The sequence below is a fragment of the Streptococcus phocae genome, assembly GCF_001302265.1.
Classification (GTDB): domain Bacteria; phylum Bacillota; class Bacilli; order Lactobacillales; family Streptococcaceae; genus Streptococcus; species Streptococcus phocae.
In genome coordinates this window covers 31,457-48,425 of record NZ_LHQM01000015.1, presented here as the reverse complement: position 1 = coordinate 48,425, position 16,969 = coordinate 31,457, and the positions used below count along the sequence as shown (strand labels likewise).

Below are 16,969 nucleotides of genomic sequence, written 5' to 3'. Positions count from 1 at the left end.
ATAGTTTACTTTACGTTTTGGAGGCAATATGAAAAATCGTATTCAAGAACTTCGGAAATTGAGACGAATTAGCCAAGAAGAGCTTGCGGTTGCGATGAATGTTACCCGGCAGACCATTATTTCATTGGAAAAAGGTCGGTATAGCCCATCCATCGATTTGGCTTATAGGCTTTCTGTTTTTTTTGGAATGACGATTGAGGAACTTTTCTTGTTTGAAGATTAGTTAATGGTTGTGACCATCACTAAACGCACTTGATTGAGGAGAAACGAATGAAAAATGAACAATCCCTTGTGACAAGAGTCATCCGCAAACTCAAATGGTTTTTTTTAGCCTTACTGATTTTTATTGTGGAGCAGCTACCCTTGCTGTTCATTCGAAAGAATCAGCCACTTTGGCAAATCTTACTCTTGGCTAGCATCATCATAGTCATGGTTGGTGGGGTATATTACCTAGCACGCCGAATAAACCTGCTGGGGAATCGCTTATTGCCAAAAGATGAGAATCGTTTTTTATGGATTATGGTCGGAACCTTAGCCCTTTTTGTCGTAAAACTGATTGGAGGATTCTTATTAGTGCTTGAGAACGGTCAAAATGCCAATACCGCTAATCAGGCCGCCATTGAAAATGCACAATTACACCCTGTTTTTATCGTTCTTATTTTAACGATCATGGCTCCTGTTGTTGAGGAGATTGTCTTTAGAGGCTTGCTTTATGGCAAGCTATTTGGAACGGAGTCTTATGTTGGATTGGTTTTTAGTAGCATCTTGTTTGGACTGATTCATATGCTGACTGATTTAAGCAGTTTAGGCAGCTGGTTTATTTATGGTGGTATGGGCTTGGTTCTTGGTTTCATTTACCATAAAACGAAAAAACTAGAATACACCATCCTTGTTCATTTTTTAAATAATGGGATTGCGGTGTTGTTAATGTGGTTGCTTCCATATCTTACAAAGCGTTAACAGTAGGAGGTTTGAGATGAAAAAAAAGGTTAGTCAATGGCAATACATTTATAAGATGCTTGGGCATATCTTTGTTGCTTTGGGACTTTTCTTGGGCGTGTTGGGATTTTTCTTACTCATACAACAAAAGCTAATAGGGGTTGTCTTGTTTTTAGGTGGAGCCATCTGCTTGATATTTGCTAGTCTCTGTTATTATGTGTTTTCAGAACCAATTTCCCTAAAAGAACACCTGATTCAAGTAAATGATGAGCGTAATCGTTTAATCAATCAACGAACAGCAGCCTACTGCTTTTACATTTTTTTCATCGTTTTTCTCTTAGCGCCCTTGCTATTCCCAAATCTCACTTTAAAAGAGGTTGTTTCTTATAAGGTTCCGATTATCTTTTGTTATATTTATTTACTTATCAGAAGTTGGTTACTGAATCGGATGTGAGCCCTTCTGAAACGAAAAAAACTTGTAGCACTTGCTACAAGTTTTTTGCTTTTTCGATCGTTTTGTCAATCGCAGAGCAAACAGAGTGAGTGAGCCCTGTTTTTTCTAACTCTAATAAGCCTGCAATAGTTGTGCCTCCAGGGCTACAGATTTTATCAATAAAATCGTGAGGGCTAGCGTCGCTCGCTAGCAAATGATTGGCACTGGCTGCGACGGTTTGAGCGACTATCTCAAGTGCTTTTTCCTTAGGCAATCCATGTTTTAGCCCTGCCTTTGCCATTGCTTCGATAAACAGATAAATATAAGCAGGACTAGAGCCAGCTAGCGCTGTAAAGGTGTCAAAGTCAGCCTCAGAAATGTCAAACGTTGTGCCAAAACTGTCGGTTAAGTGCCTGGCCATGTTTTTGAGGTCCTCATCCACCAAGTCGTTATAGGTCAAAGCAGTGGTGCTTTGAAGAATCTGAGCATTCATATTAGGCATGATGCGCAATAAGGGCAACTCACAACTAGTGAGCTGTCCTAGCCTCTCTAGGCTCACCCCAGCTGCCATGGACATGATGGGCTGATGAAAACGTAGTGGTTTAAGCACGCGCTCAAACTGCTGTGGCTTGATCCCTAAAATGACCAAGTCAACCTGGTCAATCAAGTCCTGATGAGAGGTCGCATAGGCAAGCCCGAGTTCTTCGGCGATTTCTTTTGAACGGCTCAGTGATGAGCCAGACACAATAATGTGGTGCGGTGTTTGTTTGAGTCCTTGGATAATGGCTGTAGCCATTTTGCCGACTCCGATAAATCCAATGTTCATAATAATCCTGCTAAAGCTTGCGCTTAGCCCTTCCTAGTAGTTCTTGATCAAATCAACCGTTGAGCGGTCAAGTCTTGTCACGATGGCCTGTAAGAAAGCTTGCGCTTCGACAAAGTCATCTAAGGCATAGAGGCTTTGATGCGAGTGAATATAGCGTGCGCAGACCCCAATAGTGGTCGAAGGCACACCACCGTTTTGGAGGTGGGCAGCACCTGCATCAGTCCCGCCTTTACCACAATAGTACTGGAAGCGAACACCAGCCTCCTCAGCAGTAGTCATCAAAAAATCACGCATGTCTTTGAGCATGACGTGGCCAGGATCATAGAAACGCAAGAGCGTCCCTCCACCAATCTTGCCAGGACTGCCATAGATGTCACCAGCAGGTGAACAGTCGACTGCAAAAAAGAGTTCTGGGTCAAATGCCGTGGTAGACACATGTGCGCCGCGCAGTCCGACCTCTTCTTGAACATTAGCACCAGCAATCAGGGTATTAGACAGCTGTTTTTCCTTCAGAGATTCGAGTAATTCCGTGACCATCAAACAGCCAAAGCGATTGTCCCATGCCTTTGAGATGATGTTTTTCTTGTTGGCAGTGAGGATTGTCTCTGATGTTGGCACGATAATATCCCCAGGAGTGATGCCAAAGCGCTCGGCTTCCGCCTTATCCGAAAAGCCACCGTCAAAAATCATGTCATCGATACTAGGAAGTGTGGCAGAGCCATTAGCCCCACGTAAAAAATGAGGGGGCACAGAGCCTGATATTACGGGAATTGCCACTCCAGTGCGCGTGTAGAGAGTATAGCGCTGAGAGCTCACCACGAGTGGGTTCCACCCTCCGATACCAACGACGCGCAAGCTACCGTCTGGCTTGATCTCGCTAACCATAAAGCCAACCTCGTCCATGTGAGCAGCCACCAAGACACGTGGTGCTTGCTCCTCTAGGCTATTTTTGATGCCAAAAATCCCTCCCAAGCCATCGGTTTCAACCTGGTCCACCAATGGTGTGATTTTTTGCCTCATGTAATCACGGACAGAATGCTCGTAACCAGCAATCCCATCGAGTTCTGTTATTTCTTTGATTTTCGAAAATAAGTCTGTCATTTCACTAGCTCCCCTTCGTTCTTGTAAGAATCATCTCTTTATTTTACCATGTTTTAGAAGAAAAAGGGCCAGCCAGTTATAAGGGCATAAAAAAAGCCTAAAGCTTTAGCAGTCTTTAGGCAGTGGGGTAATTGGTTTAGAGACAGGTTGAGTACGGGTGGGTTTGTGGAGAGAGCTAATCAAAAAAATCATCAAGCAAAAGCTGACCAACAAAAAGAGCGAAGCCGATACGATGCGAAAAGACTCCTGTTGCATGAAAAAAGATGATAGTAGTGTCTGGCTCATAGGAAAACCTCTTTTTTAACAAAATGTGTCGTGATTAGGCCTTGCTTAACGAAATAATAAAGCAGGATTAATCCCTTTGTAAGTCTATTGTAATCGCCTGATAGGCTCTTGTCAACCCCTTTAGCGTGCTTTTTATATTACATTATCTTTTATCGGAGATTGTTGGTGTTTACTCTAGCTTATTTCTGCCGTTTTGTGATAAAATGAAGGGTATGAATACGAAAAATACAGGAATACTCTCTGGGCTTTTAGGTTTGGGTTGTCTGATTGGTTTGGGGATGTTGGCCAAAGAAACCTATCAGGAAAGGCAGCGCCAAAAAATCCTATCAGAGTTGCGGGATTTTTTCACTAAAAAAGGCCCTATCGCCGTTTTATATGTCGATGCAGCAGCTTCAAGCTCAGAGACAACGACTGGTGGGGTCGTCATGACAGATGGTCAGGCCTATACCTACACCTATCACAAGGGACACATCAACACCGAGGAGGATACCACATGTTAACACCAGCGTCTTATGACGAACTTGCACAACTGATTGAAACAACGGACAAGATCGTCCTGTTTTTTACGGCGGATTGGTGCCCAGATTGCCAGTTTATTTATCCAGTGATGCCTGAGATTGAGGCTGAGCATGCGGAGATGACGTTTGTTCGAGTTAACCGTGACCAGTTTGGTGAGGTAGCTGAGCAGTGGGCTATTTTTGGCATTCCTAGTTTTATAGTGATTCACAAAGGCAAAGAAGTGGGTCGATTGGTCAATAAACTGAGAAAAATAAAGGCTGAAATCAATGCGTTTCTAGCAGCCTACGATTAAGAAAAAGAAGGACATAATAATGATTTTTGCATACAATAAAGAACAAGTTGGCGATGTTTTGATGGTTATCTTGCAGGATAAAAAAGACATCGCTCGTCAGGTCGAGCGTCGAGGTAGAGTAGCACGTGTCTTTGACACAAAGACTGGTAACACCCTAGCTTGGAACATTTTTGACGTTTCTGAACTCATGACAATCACAGGCAATGGTCAGGTCTTTTTGTCAGACCAGGAAGTGGCTATCTTAAACGAAGAGTTGGCTAAAGAAGGTTTTGACGAAAGGTTCGAGGCGAGTCAAGGTCCAGTATTTGTGGTTGGTCAGATTGTTGAGATGCTAGCCCATCCAGACAGCGACCACCTCAATATCTGTCAGGTGCAAATCGCTTCTGATAAGACCGTTCAAATTGTCGCAGGGGCTCCTAATGCCGCTGTTGGCTTAAAAACCATCGTAGCCCTTCCAGGTGCCATGATGCCGAATGGTAGTTTGATTTTTCCAGGAAAACTGCGTGGCGAAGATAGTTTTGGCATGATGTGCGCACCGCGCGAGCTTGCTTTGCCAAATGCGCCACAAAAGCGTGGCATCATCGAGCTATCTGAGACAGCTGTAATTGGCGAAGCCTTTGACCCAGCAAAACACTGGCAGGGTCAAGCCTAAGGAGCAAATCACCATAACACAAAAATAGCAGATTTACCTGCTATTTTTTTAGTTTTTTAACGATTTTGCCTCGCCTTTTCGAATAATAAGATGAGGGGGTAAGAAATGTATAATAAAGTAATTCTTATCGGGCGTTTGGTTAGTCAGCCTGAGCTAATCACAACAGCTACTGGAAAGTCTGTGTCACGGGTGTCTGTGGCGGTTAATCGCCGTTTTAAAAAGACAACGGGTGAACGCGAAGCAGACTTTATCAATCTAGTGGTTTGGGGGCGGCTAGCTGAGACCCTGGTTTCCTACGCCAGCAAGGGGAGTTTGCTGTCACTGGATGGGGAGTTGCGCACACGCAAGTATGATAAAGACGGCAAAAACCACTACGTCACAGAGGTTTTGTGCCAATCTTTCCAGCTTTTAGAGAGCCGAGCGCAGCGAGCCATGCGAGAAAATAGTGTCGCTAACGACCTGGTTGATCTAGTCCTAGAAGAAGACGAGCTTCCTTTTTAATCTCCTACCTTATCATGACGAATCGTCCAGAAACCTACCTTATCACTGGGCAAAAAGCAATATGCCTTGTCTTGGCTAAGGCTTAGATCACAAAAAAGACAAGACCAATAACGGTTTTGTCTTTTTTGATAGCTATCACAAGAGGTCTAGCTGTCTCAACTGTTCATCGACCATGTCAAGGACCTTGCTGAGGTCTTCTGGATTTTGAACAAAGTCAAGGCTGTCGCCGTCAATCTTGATTTTTGGAGAGATGTCATAGTTGTCATACCAGGTTGGGTACTCGCTGTGCACTTGCTTGTAGTAGGCATGGAGCTCTGGGTTGTCTTGGACTTGTTCGAAGCTACGGCCACGTTTTTCGATGCGCTCGAGCATCTTTTCAAAGGAAACGTCGATATAGACCAAGAGGTCAGGGCGTTTTTTAGGCATGCCATCTAGCTCTTCGAGCATATTGGCTAACAGTTCCTTGTAGATGTCAAGTTCTGTCTTTGTGACGTTGCCATTTTTGTAATTGATGGTCAAAAAGAGCTCATCTTCAAAAATAGAGCGATCCAAAATATTGTTATCCTCGCGGTAAGCCTCTTTGATGGACTTAAAGCGTTTGTTCAAAAAGAAAATTTGAAGCAAAAAAGCATATTTTTTAGGGTCTTGGTAATAAAGGTCAAGGACAGGGTTGTTATCAACCGCCTCATAAAAAACGTCCGTTCCCAAATGTTCTCCAAGTGCAGCAGCTAGTGAGCTTTTGCCTGCACCAATTGTTCCGGCTAGTACAATCAACATGTTTCTCCTTCTATTGTCTGTCGTTAGCGTACTTGTGCAAAAATGGCCTCAACTTCAGCTAAAGTATCGGCGCGTGAAACAGCCCCACGGACCTTGGCAGCACCTGCCGTGCCACGGAGGTAGTGAGGTGCCAGCCCGCGAAATTCACGGACGGCAATAGATTCCCCTTTGAGGGCAATCAAGCGCTTGAGGTGGTCCTCAGCGATGTCTAGTTTTTTGGTGAAAGGAAGGTCTGGCAATTCCTCACCCGTTTCAAAGAAATGGTTAATCTGGGTAAAGAGGTGAGGGTTGTTCATGGCTGCGCGGCCAATCATCACTGCATCCACACCGATTTCTTCGATCATGAACTTGGCGTCTTGGACAGAACGCACGTCTCCATTTCCGATAAAGGGAATGGTCGTGATGGCCTGTGATACGCGTGCTAGGGTATCGTGGTCACAGCTACCTGTGTACATCTGCTCACGAGTACGTCCGTGCATGGCAAGAGCTGAGACGCCTGCTGACTCAGCAGCTAGGGCGTTTTCGACAGCCAGTGAGCTATCCGACCAGCCAGTACGCATTTTGACGGTTAGCGGGATATCTAGCACTGAAGTGACTTCTTTGACGATGTGGTAGATTTTGTCTGGGTCTTTGAGCCATTTGGCGCCAGCTTCGTTTTTGACGACCTTGTTGACAGGGCAGCCCATATTGATGTCGACAATATCCGCCTTAGTGTTTTGTTGGATAAAGTCCGCAGCTCGTTTAAGCCCTTCGGCGTCGCCTCCAAATAATTGAATGGACACGGGGTGCTCATTGTCGTCGATATGGAGCATGTGCAGGGTTTTTTCATTGTTGTAGAGCAGGCCCTTTTCAGAGACCATCTCCATCACGACTAACCCAGCGCCAAATTCTTTGGCAATGGTACGAAAAGCGGAGTTGGTCACGCCAGCCATAGGGGCTAGCACGGTACGGTGAGGGATAAGCACCTCACCAATCTTGAAAGACGAATTAAGCTTTTTCATTGATGAGAGCCTCCAGGTCAGTGTCGTTAAAATAATAGGTTGTGCCACAAAATTGGCAAGTAATCTCGGCACCCTTGTCCTCGATGATCATCTCTTTTAGGTCTGAGACTGGCAGAGTCATCAACGCCGACTCAAAGCGCTCTCTTGAGCAGTCGCACTGAAAGCTCAGCTCATCTTCGGCTAGGCGTTTGTAGTCATCCTCACCGTAGATAGCGTTAAGGAGCGCCTCGACATGATCCTCAGAAGCCAGCAGGCTAGAGATGGCAGGCATGGTTTGCAGACGCTTTTCATAGCGAGCGATTTCCTCGTCAGAAGCCCCAGGTAAAGCCTGAAGCATAAAGCCACCAGCTACCTTGACCTTGTCGTCTTGGTCCAAGAGGACGTTGAGTCCGATAGCAGACGGGGTCTGCTCAGACTCGGTGAGGTAGTAGGCAAAGTCCTCGCCAATCTCTCCGGTAATCAAAGGGGTCGTCGAGGTATAAGGGTTTCCCGTACCATAGTCGATGATGGTTACAAAGTGACCATTCCCCATGAAAGGTCCGACCAAAACCTCGCCGGTAGAGGTTTTTTTGATGTCGACACCAGGGTTTTGGATGTAGCCTTTGACATGGCCCTTAGTATCGGCAACAGAGATGATGTGGCCAAAAGAAGAGTCTCCGATGACTTTGACGGTGATTTTACTGTCGCCTTTTTGATTCGCCGCTAAGATTTGATTGGCAATCAGGGTGCGGCCAAGAGCAACTGTCGAAGACGATAAGGTGTTGTGTTTTTCCTGAGCTGTTCTGACCGTCTCAGTGCTATCAAGAACATAAGCTCGAAAAGCACCAGACGCAGAAATTGATTTAATAATTTTATCCATAACTATGATTATACCATAAAGCGCAAAGAGCACTAGAAAAAAGCCCAGGTAAAAACCAGGATATGCTAGCGTGCCTTGATTTCAGGTTTTTTCCACATCAAAAGGGTAATAAAAGATTGCATGTTTGTATAATTCAATTCATTACAGTAAAAAAATCTTATTTCGGGAAAGAATAGGCTATAATGATTGTTTAACACGTTAACATTGTTAACTCTGAAAGAGAGCCATGCCAAAAAAAAACACCCATAAATTCATCAGTCTAGTAGTTACTGCAGGGCTTATTTTGTCTCAATTTGTACTTCCCTTAGGTCAGCTCAGTCTGCTAACAGGCTATTCTGATACTTCCGAGACTAATCTAGTCACTAAAAAAACGGTGCCAAAGACAGAAACGCTCGATTCAGACCGGAACGATGTGACCATCACAGCCAGTAGTGGCCAGACCGTTTTAGCAACTGAGTCAGTGATTGCTCGCCTTAACCAGCGCAAAACCCCTACAGACCTAGATCAATATTACAGAGCCTTTGCGGAGATGTCTCAAGCCTTAGCCGGCGAAAATCTCAGACTTGTTGACATCCAGGCCATCGAGACTGCTTATCCAGGGGATTCTGATCAGCTGGAAACCCAGCTTGCTTTTGAGCAGGGCCTTGCTCTCAACGGTTTGTCGGACAAAACGCTGAGATTAGGTATCCTCACTAGTGATGGGCAGCCGATAACGTTGATAGACACAGATAAAACCAATCAGACCCTGGTTACAGCAGATAAAAAACAGCTCCTATCTGGGTTAACCTACACGGCTCCGAAAGCTCATCAACTCATCATAGCCACCACCGAGCCGCTAGAAATAGCAACGACTCTTGAGCTATCAGACTATGGCAGTTTGACCTTGGACAGCACGGTTGCAATCAAGAACGTCAATCATCAACCCAATCCTCAACACAGAGACATTACTGTCAAGGTTTTCTTGCCTAAACTAGGCTCCATCGAAAGCACCAGTGATTCGGCAGACTTTACAGAGGTTACCAGCCTGAGTAGTCTGTTTACCTGGCAAACTAAGTTTGGCGTTATTGACTATCAGTCTGATGACTACGATGTTGTCAAGGTAGCCTATCAACGAGCCCACACCAGTAGGATCTTAGAAAATCAGATGCTGTTTGGCGACTATAAAGTAGCCCCTCAGACTGATGATAAAGGACTCTCTGCACAAAATGTAATCAACATCTACCTTAGCTCGAAACAGCCTCTGAGCTTTCTGCCTATGCTGACGCAACAAGCAGGTATCCTAGAGCCAAGAGGCTTCAGAGCTGCCCTAAGCAGGGGAAACTCAGCCCCGCCAAGCTTTCGCAGGTCACTACTGCCAGGTCCTAGGGCTTTAAAGCCAGTCCTCAAGGCTGAAACCAGTGACACAGAAGTCATCGAGCACCACAAGCGCATCGATTACCTAGGAGATAATGGTCAACAGGCGGATAATCCTGATACCTCAGTCGATGATGCAGGTCAAACAGGGGAAACCTCAGACCTGTACCGCCTCTATCTGGATATGACAGGACGAAAAGAAGCCCTGGATGTGCTCGTCGTTGTTGACAAATCAGGAAGCATGCAAGACCCTATCGGGACAGACTATCGCTACCAATACCAACATTACTCTCTTAATCGTTACAACCGCTGGGTCAATAACGGCCTGGTGAGATTTGACAGCTACCAAGGGCGCCAGTACCAACCTACAAATGGCGATGTATACTATTACAGAGGGCGTGTCAATGTTGACACCAGTGGGACTCGAGACGCAGCCGTTAAGACGGCGCTCCTGGGAGGAGAAGGACTGCTACAAAAATTTTTAAACATCAATCCTAAAAACAAGGTTGCGGTTGTTGGCTTTCAAGGAAGTGTTGACTACCAACAAGGAAACTGGCAACCAACCCTTAACGGAGGGTTTAATCAGCCCTCGGTAGCTGATAGCCGAGATGCCCAAGTGCTAAAACCATGGGGTAGTACGGCAGAGCTTGATTCTGGCAAGCTAACAGCCCTAAACAATAACGGTACCAACTACCACGCGGCTCTACTAAAGGCCAGTACCATGCTGACAGAGCTAAAAGATGACGGCCGTCGCAAAATCATGATTTTCATCAGTGATGGGGTGCCCACCTTTTACTTTGGTGCTGACCAGTACCGTGCAGGAAATGGTAGCTCAAGAGATAAAAACAACATCGCAACAGTGCAAGAAGGCACCAAGACAGCTATTGATGTCTTTAAAGCACAGCATCCTGACGTGACCACCTACGCACTAGGGGTTTCAAAAGACATCAACAGCAATACTGCCAGCTCTAGCCCAGTTGTGCTCCGCTATCTCTCGGGGGAGGCTAACTATTCAGGTATCACAAATGTTGACACCTTGGCGACCACCCTAAACGATATCGTGGAATCTAGCAAGGTCTCTAATATTACCATCTCGGATGATCTGAGCCAGTACGTGGACTATTACGCTAAGCAACCAGACCTTTTGGTCACAAAAATCTCAAAAACCAATCCCTCGGACAAGGAAATCCTTTACCAAGATAAAGAAATAACAGATAAGGGCAAAGCTATCATCAAAAGCGTAGGCTTTGAGACGGCTAGCAGTAACGCTAGCTCAGGCAGAGTGAGCCTGGTTTTTAACCCTACTTACAGGGTCGATGACAACTATACCTACACGGTGTCCTTTAACGTCAAGGCCTCTGACAAAGCTTATGAGGCATATAGAGATGGAAAAGGCACTTATCCTGACACAGGGGACAAGGATACCGACTATGATGGTAAAACAGCTAGTTCGGGTAAAAAAGGCTTGCCCACAAACACTAATGCAGGCATTCATTATACTGCTGATGGCCGCCCATATGACCTGACCTATGGGCACCCCGTTCTCCAGATAACCCCGATATCTCTGCCTTTACTCAAGGTTGACGCCAAAAACAAGGAGCAGACCCTTGACGGTGTTGCCTTTGAGCTACGAACGGACGATAAAAAAACAATCTGGGCAAGTGGAACAACCGCAATGGATGGTAAGCTTACCTTTGATTACCTCCAGAGAGGGAAAACCTACTACCTCTATGAGAAAAAGGCCAAGGAAGGCTACGCCCTGCCCAGTGCGCCCTGGACCATTCGTCTAGCTGATGACGGAAAAGTCACCGTCCTCGACCAGGCAGGTGCTAGCCTCACGCTAACAGGTGACAGATATGTTCTTAACAACCAAAAAATCAACCTCCCTACCACAGGTGGACCAGGAATTTTCCTCTATCTCTTGATAGGGCTCATGGCCGCAAGTTTGTCGGCTCTAGCCTATTATGGCACCAAGCGATACGGTCAAATCTAACAAAAAAGCCAATCACAGTCTAGGTGATTGGCTTTTTGCTGCTGCAGTCAATAAAAGAAGCAATCGCGCGTGACGACAGAAGTCTGTGGCGATTGTTTGGGTCTGGTTTATTTGTGGTTTTTACGGTAATTGGTGAGGTATTCGTTTGAGGTCATGCCAGTGTATTTTTTAAAGGTTTTGTAAAAGTGCGTGGTGTCATAGAAATGAAGCATCTTGGCCACTTCGCCGACTGGCATGCCACGTTTGAGGAGGATTTTGGCCTCCTGGACCTTGGATTTTAGGATATAGCTTTGTAGAGAGATGTCTGAGTAGCGCTTGAAAATTGATCGTAAGTGAGACTCAGAGATGTAGAGGTGACTAGCGATGTCTGAGACCTTGAGCTTGGAGTATATGTGACTACTCACATAGTGGAGAATGCTGTCAAAAATCTGTTTTTTATCAGAGGTACTCTTGTTCGCCAAGGACTCTGAAAAACTAATAATAGCAGCAGCCCGCACCCGTAATACTTCGATCAGGTCGATAGCCTCTTCGGTCAGTTTCATAAAGTGCTTGGCTAGCTCGTAGTTTCTCGCCACATCGGTACTCTCCGCAAAGCTCAACTCTAAGAGCTTGGTCAAGTAGACAATAGAGAGATTCTTTTCAGCACGTAAAGCTGAGATAGACGATGAGGATATCCCTGAAAGGGAGAGTTTGTTGATTTCTTTGCGCAACAGGTCGGTGTTGCCCAGCTTGACCAGGCTGATGATATGATTGAGGTAGCTGAGCGTGTTTGGCAAATGAGATGATGTGGAACCCTCTAACTCAAGATTAGCAATGGTTTCTGGGTCTGTGAGGATTTCTTTGGATTCTTTGATGAGCTTGGCAACGGCCTGCTTGCTGGTTTTTTCAAAGGAGGTCTGGAAAAAAGCGTCCACCGTAATGATCAGGCTAAGGATATCCTCCGCTGAAAAGCAAGGGACTGATTTCATATAAGCCATGAGGCATTCCTTATGCTTGCCGGGATGACTTTCCAAGAATCGCTCTACCAGACCTTCCTGATAGGCCGTTTCTAGGCGGCGCGTGTAGAAAGGTCCTATTGATAGAAAGTGCTTACACACCGGAAATACTAAAAATGTCTCCTCCAAAAGGCCCTGATAACTGTCAAAGTCATCCTTTAAGGTCAGATTGAGCTGATCAATGACTTGGTAGTAGGGCACTATATAGCGATCGCTACCATAGGATTGGATGAGTTCGCTTTTTTTTGAAATTACCAAAACTGGTAATTGAGATAGGGTATGCAGAGCATGAACATGCTTGAAATCAAGAGAAGTCAAAGTTTTGGCCACCTTTATTGTTATTAGTACTTTCGAGCAAACTATCAAGTATTCTAATAAAAAGCAGGTGTCTTGTCAATGGAATAGATTTTGACAAAAGCGTTATTTCGGTAAAAAAGAGAATAAAAAGTAAAAAATGAAGCAAACTATTTATTACCATATTATAGCGGTATTTATTGATTTAACAAGCATTCGCTAATATTACTGCTTAGACAATATTGAAAATAGCGTTTAAAAGAGTAAAAACTGACTATTTAATAAAATCGCTACCATTTGCCAGGATTAAATGGTTAAATAGAGTATGATATTGTTGAAAATATTTGTAATGGAAACAAAAAAAGAGAGAGTTACCTAAAAATAATGAAAAAAATAGATTATAAACTAATCAGCCTGGTAGCCACTGCAGGGCTTATTTTTTCGCAGTTGGCCTTGCCTGTAGCTCAAGTTGCCTCAATGACAGAACACGTAGAGACGCATCAGAATCCGTCTGGACAAAGGGCGTCGCCATCAAGTGCAGATTTAGCCCCCAAAGAACCTGAAAAGGCTCGGTCGTCCCCAACAGTGGTCTCAACTAAACAGACGGGTGATATCACGGTCACACTAGATGCTGAAAAATCTGCAGAAGGCTTTGAGAAAGCAACGGCATCACTAGCTAGTCTCGAAACCTCAGACGCCACCAAGCGTAATGACCAAGACCTGGACAAACTGTCACAGGAGTTGAAAAAGCAATCCTTAAAAATCACAGATGCGCAAATCATAGACCTCACGAATCTCCCCGCCTCGGATAACCTCGGCGTGACCCTAACCTTTAAAGACGGGCTAGCGCTAGCAGGTTTAACCGAAAAGGATAAGAACCTCAAAATCGGTATCCTCACGAATGAATCTGATGAGGTGAGCGTGGTGGATGCAGAGAAAGTTGCTCTGGCTAAAGAGGAAGGTCAGGCTCAAAAGGTTACAAAATTATCCTATAAAGGAAAAGTAACCCAGCCGAGCACCCGTATCATTATCGCAAGGACAACAAAACTCCAAGAAAAAACAGAGTTAGACCTCGAGGACTATGGGAAACTCGTCCTAGATGGGACAACAGAGCAAGAAAAAACAGACCAGCTCAGTCCCTACCGCAAGCCTGTCACGATTAAGGTCTTGCAACCAAAGGAAGATACCATAGAAAGCACGTTTGAGTCTGCCGACTTTGAGGAAGTTGAGACGATTAAAAATCTCTTTGTTTGGCAAAAAGAGTTTACCATTATCGACTACCTGTCTGACGACTACAAAGTTGTTAAAACAGAGTATCAAAAAGCAAACACTGAGACATTTGAGACAAAAGAAATGCTCTATGGCAACTACGAAGCCGTCAACCATGCGCGCGATGGCAAGTATTCAGAAAACGTGATTAAGGTCTACCTACGCTCAAGCAAACCACTCGATCTCGCTCCGATGTTACCGGCAAAAGTAGCAAGAAGCTTTGGGTCAGCACAAAGTGGAGGAGAGGATGGTAAGACAGTCAAACGGTCTCGCTTTAAACGCTCACTATTACAAGCCCCAGTTCCTCGAAGTGCTCGAAATAAACGGAGTGTTCAACCAAGAAGTGTTGAGCCGGAAAAAAAAGTTGATAAGGGCAATATCGAGCATCATAAACAAATTGATTACCTTGGTGATAGTGGTGATAATAAAGACACAACTGTAGACGATAATCCTAAAGATAAGGAAGAATTAGAAGATCTTTACCGCCTATATCTTGACATGACTGGAACTAAGGAAGCCCTTGATGTACTTGTTGTTGTTGATAGATCAGGAAGTATGAAAGAGCCTCTAGGAAGTGATATCAAGTATGAGTATCAACACTATGAAATGACCCAATATGGATGGGATAATAAAGGTGTGGTAAATTTTAATGAATTTAAGGGATACAGTTATTATCCAAATAACACTTCTATTTATTACTATAAAAAACGAGTTAATGTAGATAAAAGTGGTGCTCGCGATAGAGTAGTAGAAAATGCTTTGTTAGGAACTTCAGGGCTATTACAAAAGTTTTTAGATATAAATTCTGAAAATAGATTAGCGGTTATTGGTTTTCAAGGTAGTGTTGAATACCCAAAAGGCATTTGGCAAAAAACAGCTAATGGAGGTTTTTATCAACCATTAATTGAGGATAGTAATGATGCGGAAGTTTTGAAAGAGTGGGGGAGCTCAGCCTATTTGGAGCCACATAAGTTAGGTGCACGTATCAATAATGGTACTAACTACCATGCTGCTCTGTTAAAAGCTAGTGAAATGTTTAAAGCTGTTAAAAATGATGATAGACGAAAAATTATGATTTTCATCAGTGATGGTGTTCCTACTTTTTATTTTGGAGAAAATAGATATCGACATGGAAATGGGAGTGCGGCAGATATAAATAATGTTATAGCATCTCAAACCGGTACTAATGTTGCTATTGATAACTTTCGAAAAGATAATCCACAGGTTACTACTTATTCGTTAGGTGTATCAAAAGATATTAATAAAGAAACAGCAAGTTCTAGCCCAGTAGTTTTGAGATATCTTTCAGGGAAAGACTACTACTACGGTATTACAAAGACGGGCGAAATAGAAAATACCTTGAGTACAATTGTTGAAAATAGTAAAATTTCTGAGTTAAAGATTTCAGACAATTTGAGTCGATATGTTGATTATTATCAAAAACAGCCTGATGTAAAGGTTACCAGAAAACTAAAAACGAATGATAAAGTTGAAGTTTTATACGAAAATAAAAGCGTAACTGAGATAGGAAAAGAAGTTATACAAGAGGTTAAGTTTGATAATATAAAAACAAAAACCAGCTCAGGAAAAGTTACGTTAGTATTTCACAAAAATTACAGAATAGACGATAAGTATACATATACTGTATCTTTTAATGTAAAAGCCTCAGATGAAGCCTATGAAAAGTATAAAAATTTGGAAGGCAAATACGATGAGCAAGGGAATAGCGGAACGGACTACCTGGAGAATAATACTAGCTCTGGTTATGATGGTCTAAGGTCTAATGACAACGCTACTGTAGATTATATGGCTGATGGTCGTCAACATAATCTCCCATATAAACACCCCGTTATTCAAGTTCGTACGGTTCCGATGACCATTGAAAAAGTGGATGCTAAGGATCCTACTATTAAACTTGATGGTGTTAAATTTGCTTTGTACAGAGAAAATGACAAAGCGAAAGAAAAAGTCTGGGAGAAAGGAACCACTAAAAATGGTCAACTAACCTTTAAATACCTTCAAAAAGATAAAACTTATGACCTGTATGAAACACAAGCTAAACCAGGTTATGCTCTACCGCAGGAACCATGGAAGGTTATGGTGGATAAAAAAGGTAAGGTGACTGTCACAGACCAAGAAGGTAAAGAAGTTGAGGTTAAAGAATCTAACAAACAACCAGTTGATAAAGAAAAAGGCAATACCTTTGTGCTTAAAAACCAAAAACACTTCAATCTTAAAATCTTGAAGCGTGATGGTAGGGACAAGGAAAAAGGTCTCACTGCAACTTTTGGTTTATATGATAAGGATGGTAAAGAACTTGTAAAAAACTCTAAAGGTGAGGAGCACAAACTAGAAACTCAAGGCAAAGACCACAGCCTAGAGTTTGAAGGTATTAAATCTGGTAAATACATCCTTAAGGAAGAAAAAGCACCTGAAAATTATTACACCATTCCTGAGGTTACTTTGACGATAGATGAAAAAGGAAAAGTAACGATTGATGGCAAAGGTAAGAACTTTATAGAGCTGAACAATCCAACCAAAGACATTACTCAAATTGAGATAACGGTGAAAAACTTTAAAAAAGGTGAGTATCCTAAGACTGGTGGTATGGGTAGGACTGTATTTACTCTTGTGGGTGTGTCTGTGATGGCAGGTGCTTTGGCGATGATGCTGAGACGTAGGGCTGTTAGGCACTAAGGCGTAAGCGTCTAGCACATAAGTGGTCTAGCTGGTGTCGTGAGTCGTGAGGCGTGTGGCGTGTGTCACATGACCGTTGACAAGCCAGCAGGCTAGGGGTTGCCTCTAGGGTGGCCATAAATACGTTAGTAACAAAAAGATATCCAAACAGCACAATTCTTTGAAAAAGGGGGGAGTCTATTC

The 16,969-nt window shown here is 43.7% G+C and carries 15 protein-coding genes; 9 read left to right on the top strand and 6 right to left on the bottom strand.

What is annotated here, in order from left to right; translation table 11 throughout:
• The first annotated feature begins 28 nt into the window (after positions 1-28).
• Genes AKK44_RS04850 through AKK44_RS08675 form a run of 3 tightly spaced genes read left to right on the top strand, consistent with a single transcriptional unit; the run spans position 29 to position 1,393 of the window.
• Complete coding sequence (locus AKK44_RS04850) at positions 29-223, top strand: helix-turn-helix transcriptional regulator (RefSeq protein ID WP_037595395.1); 195 nt, start codon at positions 29-31, stop codon at positions 221-223.
• Positions 224-270: 47 nt separating this feature from the next.
• A complete protein-coding gene (locus AKK44_RS04845; protein ID WP_054278755.1) occupies positions 271-960 on the top strand; it encodes a CPBP family intramembrane glutamic endopeptidase in 690 nt (229 codons plus the stop codon).
• A gap of 16 nt (positions 961-976) precedes the next feature.
• Positions 977-1,393, top strand: a complete 417-nt coding sequence (locus AKK44_RS08675) for a hypothetical protein (protein ID WP_082385561.1) — start codon at positions 977-979, stop codon at positions 1,391-1,393.
• Positions 1,394-1,427: 34 nt separating this feature from the next.
• On the opposite strand, the gene proC is transcribed toward AKK44_RS08675, so the two are convergent.
• On the bottom strand, positions 1,428-2,198 hold the full coding sequence (gene proC / locus AKK44_RS04835; RefSeq protein ID WP_054278754.1) for a pyrroline-5-carboxylate reductase: 771 nt from the start codon (positions 2,196-2,198) through the stop codon (positions 1,428-1,430).
• 33 nt (positions 2,199-2,231) lie between these two features.
• Positions 2,232-3,299, bottom strand: a complete 1,068-nt coding sequence (gene pepA / locus AKK44_RS04830; protein WP_054278753.1) for a glutamyl aminopeptidase — start codon at positions 3,297-3,299, stop codon at positions 2,232-2,234.
• Positions 3,300-3,796: 497 nt separating this feature from the next.
• On the opposite strand from pepA, the gene AKK44_RS04825 reads away from it, so the two are divergent.
• The 4 genes from AKK44_RS04825 (at position 3,797) to AKK44_RS04810 (ending at position 5,548) form a co-directional block, all read left to right on the top strand.
• On the top strand, positions 3,797-4,084 hold the full coding sequence (locus AKK44_RS04825) for a DUF4651 domain-containing protein (protein ID WP_201777503.1): 288 nt from the start codon (positions 3,797-3,799) through the stop codon (positions 4,082-4,084).
• The gene (locus AKK44_RS04820) at positions 4,078-4,395 is read left to right on the top strand and encodes a thioredoxin family protein (RefSeq protein WP_054278751.1); all 318 of its coding nucleotides are present in this window, start codon (positions 4,078-4,080) and stop codon (positions 4,393-4,395) included. The genes AKK44_RS04825 and AKK44_RS04820 overlap by 7 nt, the downstream gene beginning before the upstream one ends.
• Before the next feature lie 19 nt (positions 4,396-4,414).
• Entirely contained in the window at positions 4,415-5,047 is a 633-nt protein-coding gene (gene ytpR, locus AKK44_RS04815; protein WP_054278750.1) for a YtpR family tRNA-binding protein, read from the top strand.
• 105 nt (positions 5,048-5,152) lie between these two features.
• Entirely contained in the window at positions 5,153-5,548 is a 396-nt protein-coding gene (locus AKK44_RS04810) for a single-stranded DNA-binding protein (RefSeq protein ID WP_037595411.1), read from the top strand.
• 135 nt (positions 5,549-5,683) lie between these two features.
• On the opposite strand, the gene AKK44_RS04805 is transcribed toward AKK44_RS04810, so the two are convergent.
• Genes AKK44_RS04805 through hslO form a run of 3 tightly spaced genes read right to left on the bottom strand, consistent with a single transcriptional unit; the run spans position 5,684 to position 8,185 of the window.
• Positions 5,684-6,325, bottom strand: a complete 642-nt coding sequence (locus AKK44_RS04805; RefSeq protein WP_054278749.1) for a deoxynucleoside kinase — start codon at positions 6,323-6,325, stop codon at positions 5,684-5,686.
• Between the two features lie 23 nt (positions 6,326-6,348).
• On the bottom strand, positions 6,349-7,326 hold the full coding sequence (gene dusB / locus AKK44_RS04800) for a tRNA dihydrouridine synthase DusB (protein ID WP_054278748.1): 978 nt from the start codon (positions 7,324-7,326) through the stop codon (positions 6,349-6,351).
• Complete coding sequence (gene hslO, locus AKK44_RS04795; RefSeq protein ID WP_054278747.1) at positions 7,313-8,185, bottom strand: Hsp33 family molecular chaperone HslO; 873 nt, start codon at positions 8,183-8,185, stop codon at positions 7,313-7,315. The genes dusB and hslO overlap by 14 nt, the downstream gene beginning before the upstream one ends.
• 226 nt (positions 8,186-8,411) lie before the next feature.
• Between hslO and AKK44_RS04790 the strand changes: the two genes are divergently transcribed.
• On the top strand, positions 8,412-11,531 hold the full coding sequence (locus tag AKK44_RS04790) for a DUF7604 domain-containing protein (protein ID WP_054278746.1): 3,120 nt from the start codon (positions 8,412-8,414) through the stop codon (positions 11,529-11,531).
• A 107-nt stretch (positions 11,532-11,638) separates the two neighbouring features.
• Here the strand turns inward: AKK44_RS04790 and AKK44_RS04785 are convergent, their stop codons facing one another.
• Positions 11,639-12,844 carry a YSIRK-targeted surface antigen transcriptional regulator gene (locus tag AKK44_RS04785; RefSeq protein WP_054278745.1) on the bottom strand — a complete coding sequence of 402 codons (1,206 nt, stop codon included), beginning with the start codon at positions 12,842-12,844 and terminating at the stop codon, positions 11,639-11,641.
• Between the two features lie 360 nt (positions 12,845-13,204).
• Between AKK44_RS04785 and AKK44_RS04780 the strand changes: the two genes are divergently transcribed.
• Positions 13,205-16,786 carry a DUF7604 domain-containing protein gene (locus tag AKK44_RS04780; RefSeq protein ID WP_054278744.1) on the top strand — a complete coding sequence of 1,194 codons (3,582 nt, stop codon included), beginning with the start codon at positions 13,205-13,207 and terminating at the stop codon, positions 16,784-16,786.
• Positions 16,787-16,969 lie beyond the last annotated feature (183 nt).

What these genes read in the sequence shown, in the direction of transcription:
- ytpR (WP_054278750.1), top strand. Translation starts at nt 4,415, where the DNA reads ATGATTTTTGCATACAATAAAGAACAAGTTGGCGATGTTTTGATGGTT.
- dusB (WP_054278748.1), bottom strand. Translation starts at nt 7,326, where the DNA reads ATGAAAAAGCTTAATTCGTCTTTCAAGATTGGTGAGGTGCTTATCCCT.
- pepA (WP_054278753.1), bottom strand. Translation starts at nt 3,299, where the DNA reads ATGACAGACTTATTTTCGAAAATCAAAGAAATAACAGAACTCGATGGG.
- AKK44_RS04790 (WP_054278746.1), top strand. Translation starts at nt 8,412, where the DNA reads ATGCCAAAAAAAAACACCCATAAATTCATCAGTCTAGTAGTTACTGCA.
- AKK44_RS04810 (WP_037595411.1), top strand. Translation starts at nt 5,153, where the DNA reads ATGTATAATAAAGTAATTCTTATCGGGCGTTTGGTTAGTCAGCCTGAG.
- AKK44_RS08675 (WP_082385561.1), top strand. Translation starts at nt 977, where the DNA reads ATGAAAAAAAAGGTTAGTCAATGGCAATACATTTATAAGATGCTTGGG.
- hslO (WP_054278747.1), bottom strand. Translation starts at nt 8,185, where the DNA reads ATGGATAAAATTATTAAATCAATTTCTGCGTCTGGTGCTTTTCGAGCT.
- AKK44_RS04820 (WP_054278751.1), top strand. Translation starts at nt 4,078, where the DNA reads ATGTTAACACCAGCGTCTTATGACGAACTTGCACAACTGATTGAAACA.
- AKK44_RS04845 (WP_054278755.1), top strand. Translation starts at nt 271, where the DNA reads ATGAAAAATGAACAATCCCTTGTGACAAGAGTCATCCGCAAACTCAAA.
- AKK44_RS04825 (WP_201777503.1), top strand. Translation starts at nt 3,797, where the DNA reads ATGAATACGAAAAATACAGGAATACTCTCTGGGCTTTTAGGTTTGGGT.
- AKK44_RS04850 (WP_037595395.1), top strand. Translation starts at nt 29, where the DNA reads ATGAAAAATCGTATTCAAGAACTTCGGAAATTGAGACGAATTAGCCAA.
- AKK44_RS04780 (WP_054278744.1), top strand. Translation starts at nt 13,205, where the DNA reads ATGAAAAAAATAGATTATAAACTAATCAGCCTGGTAGCCACTGCAGGG.
- proC (WP_054278754.1), bottom strand. Translation starts at nt 2,198, where the DNA reads ATGAACATTGGATTTATCGGAGTCGGCAAAATGGCTACAGCCATTATC.
- AKK44_RS04805 (WP_054278749.1), bottom strand. Translation starts at nt 6,325, where the DNA reads ATGTTGATTGTACTAGCCGGAACAATTGGTGCAGGCAAAAGCTCACTA.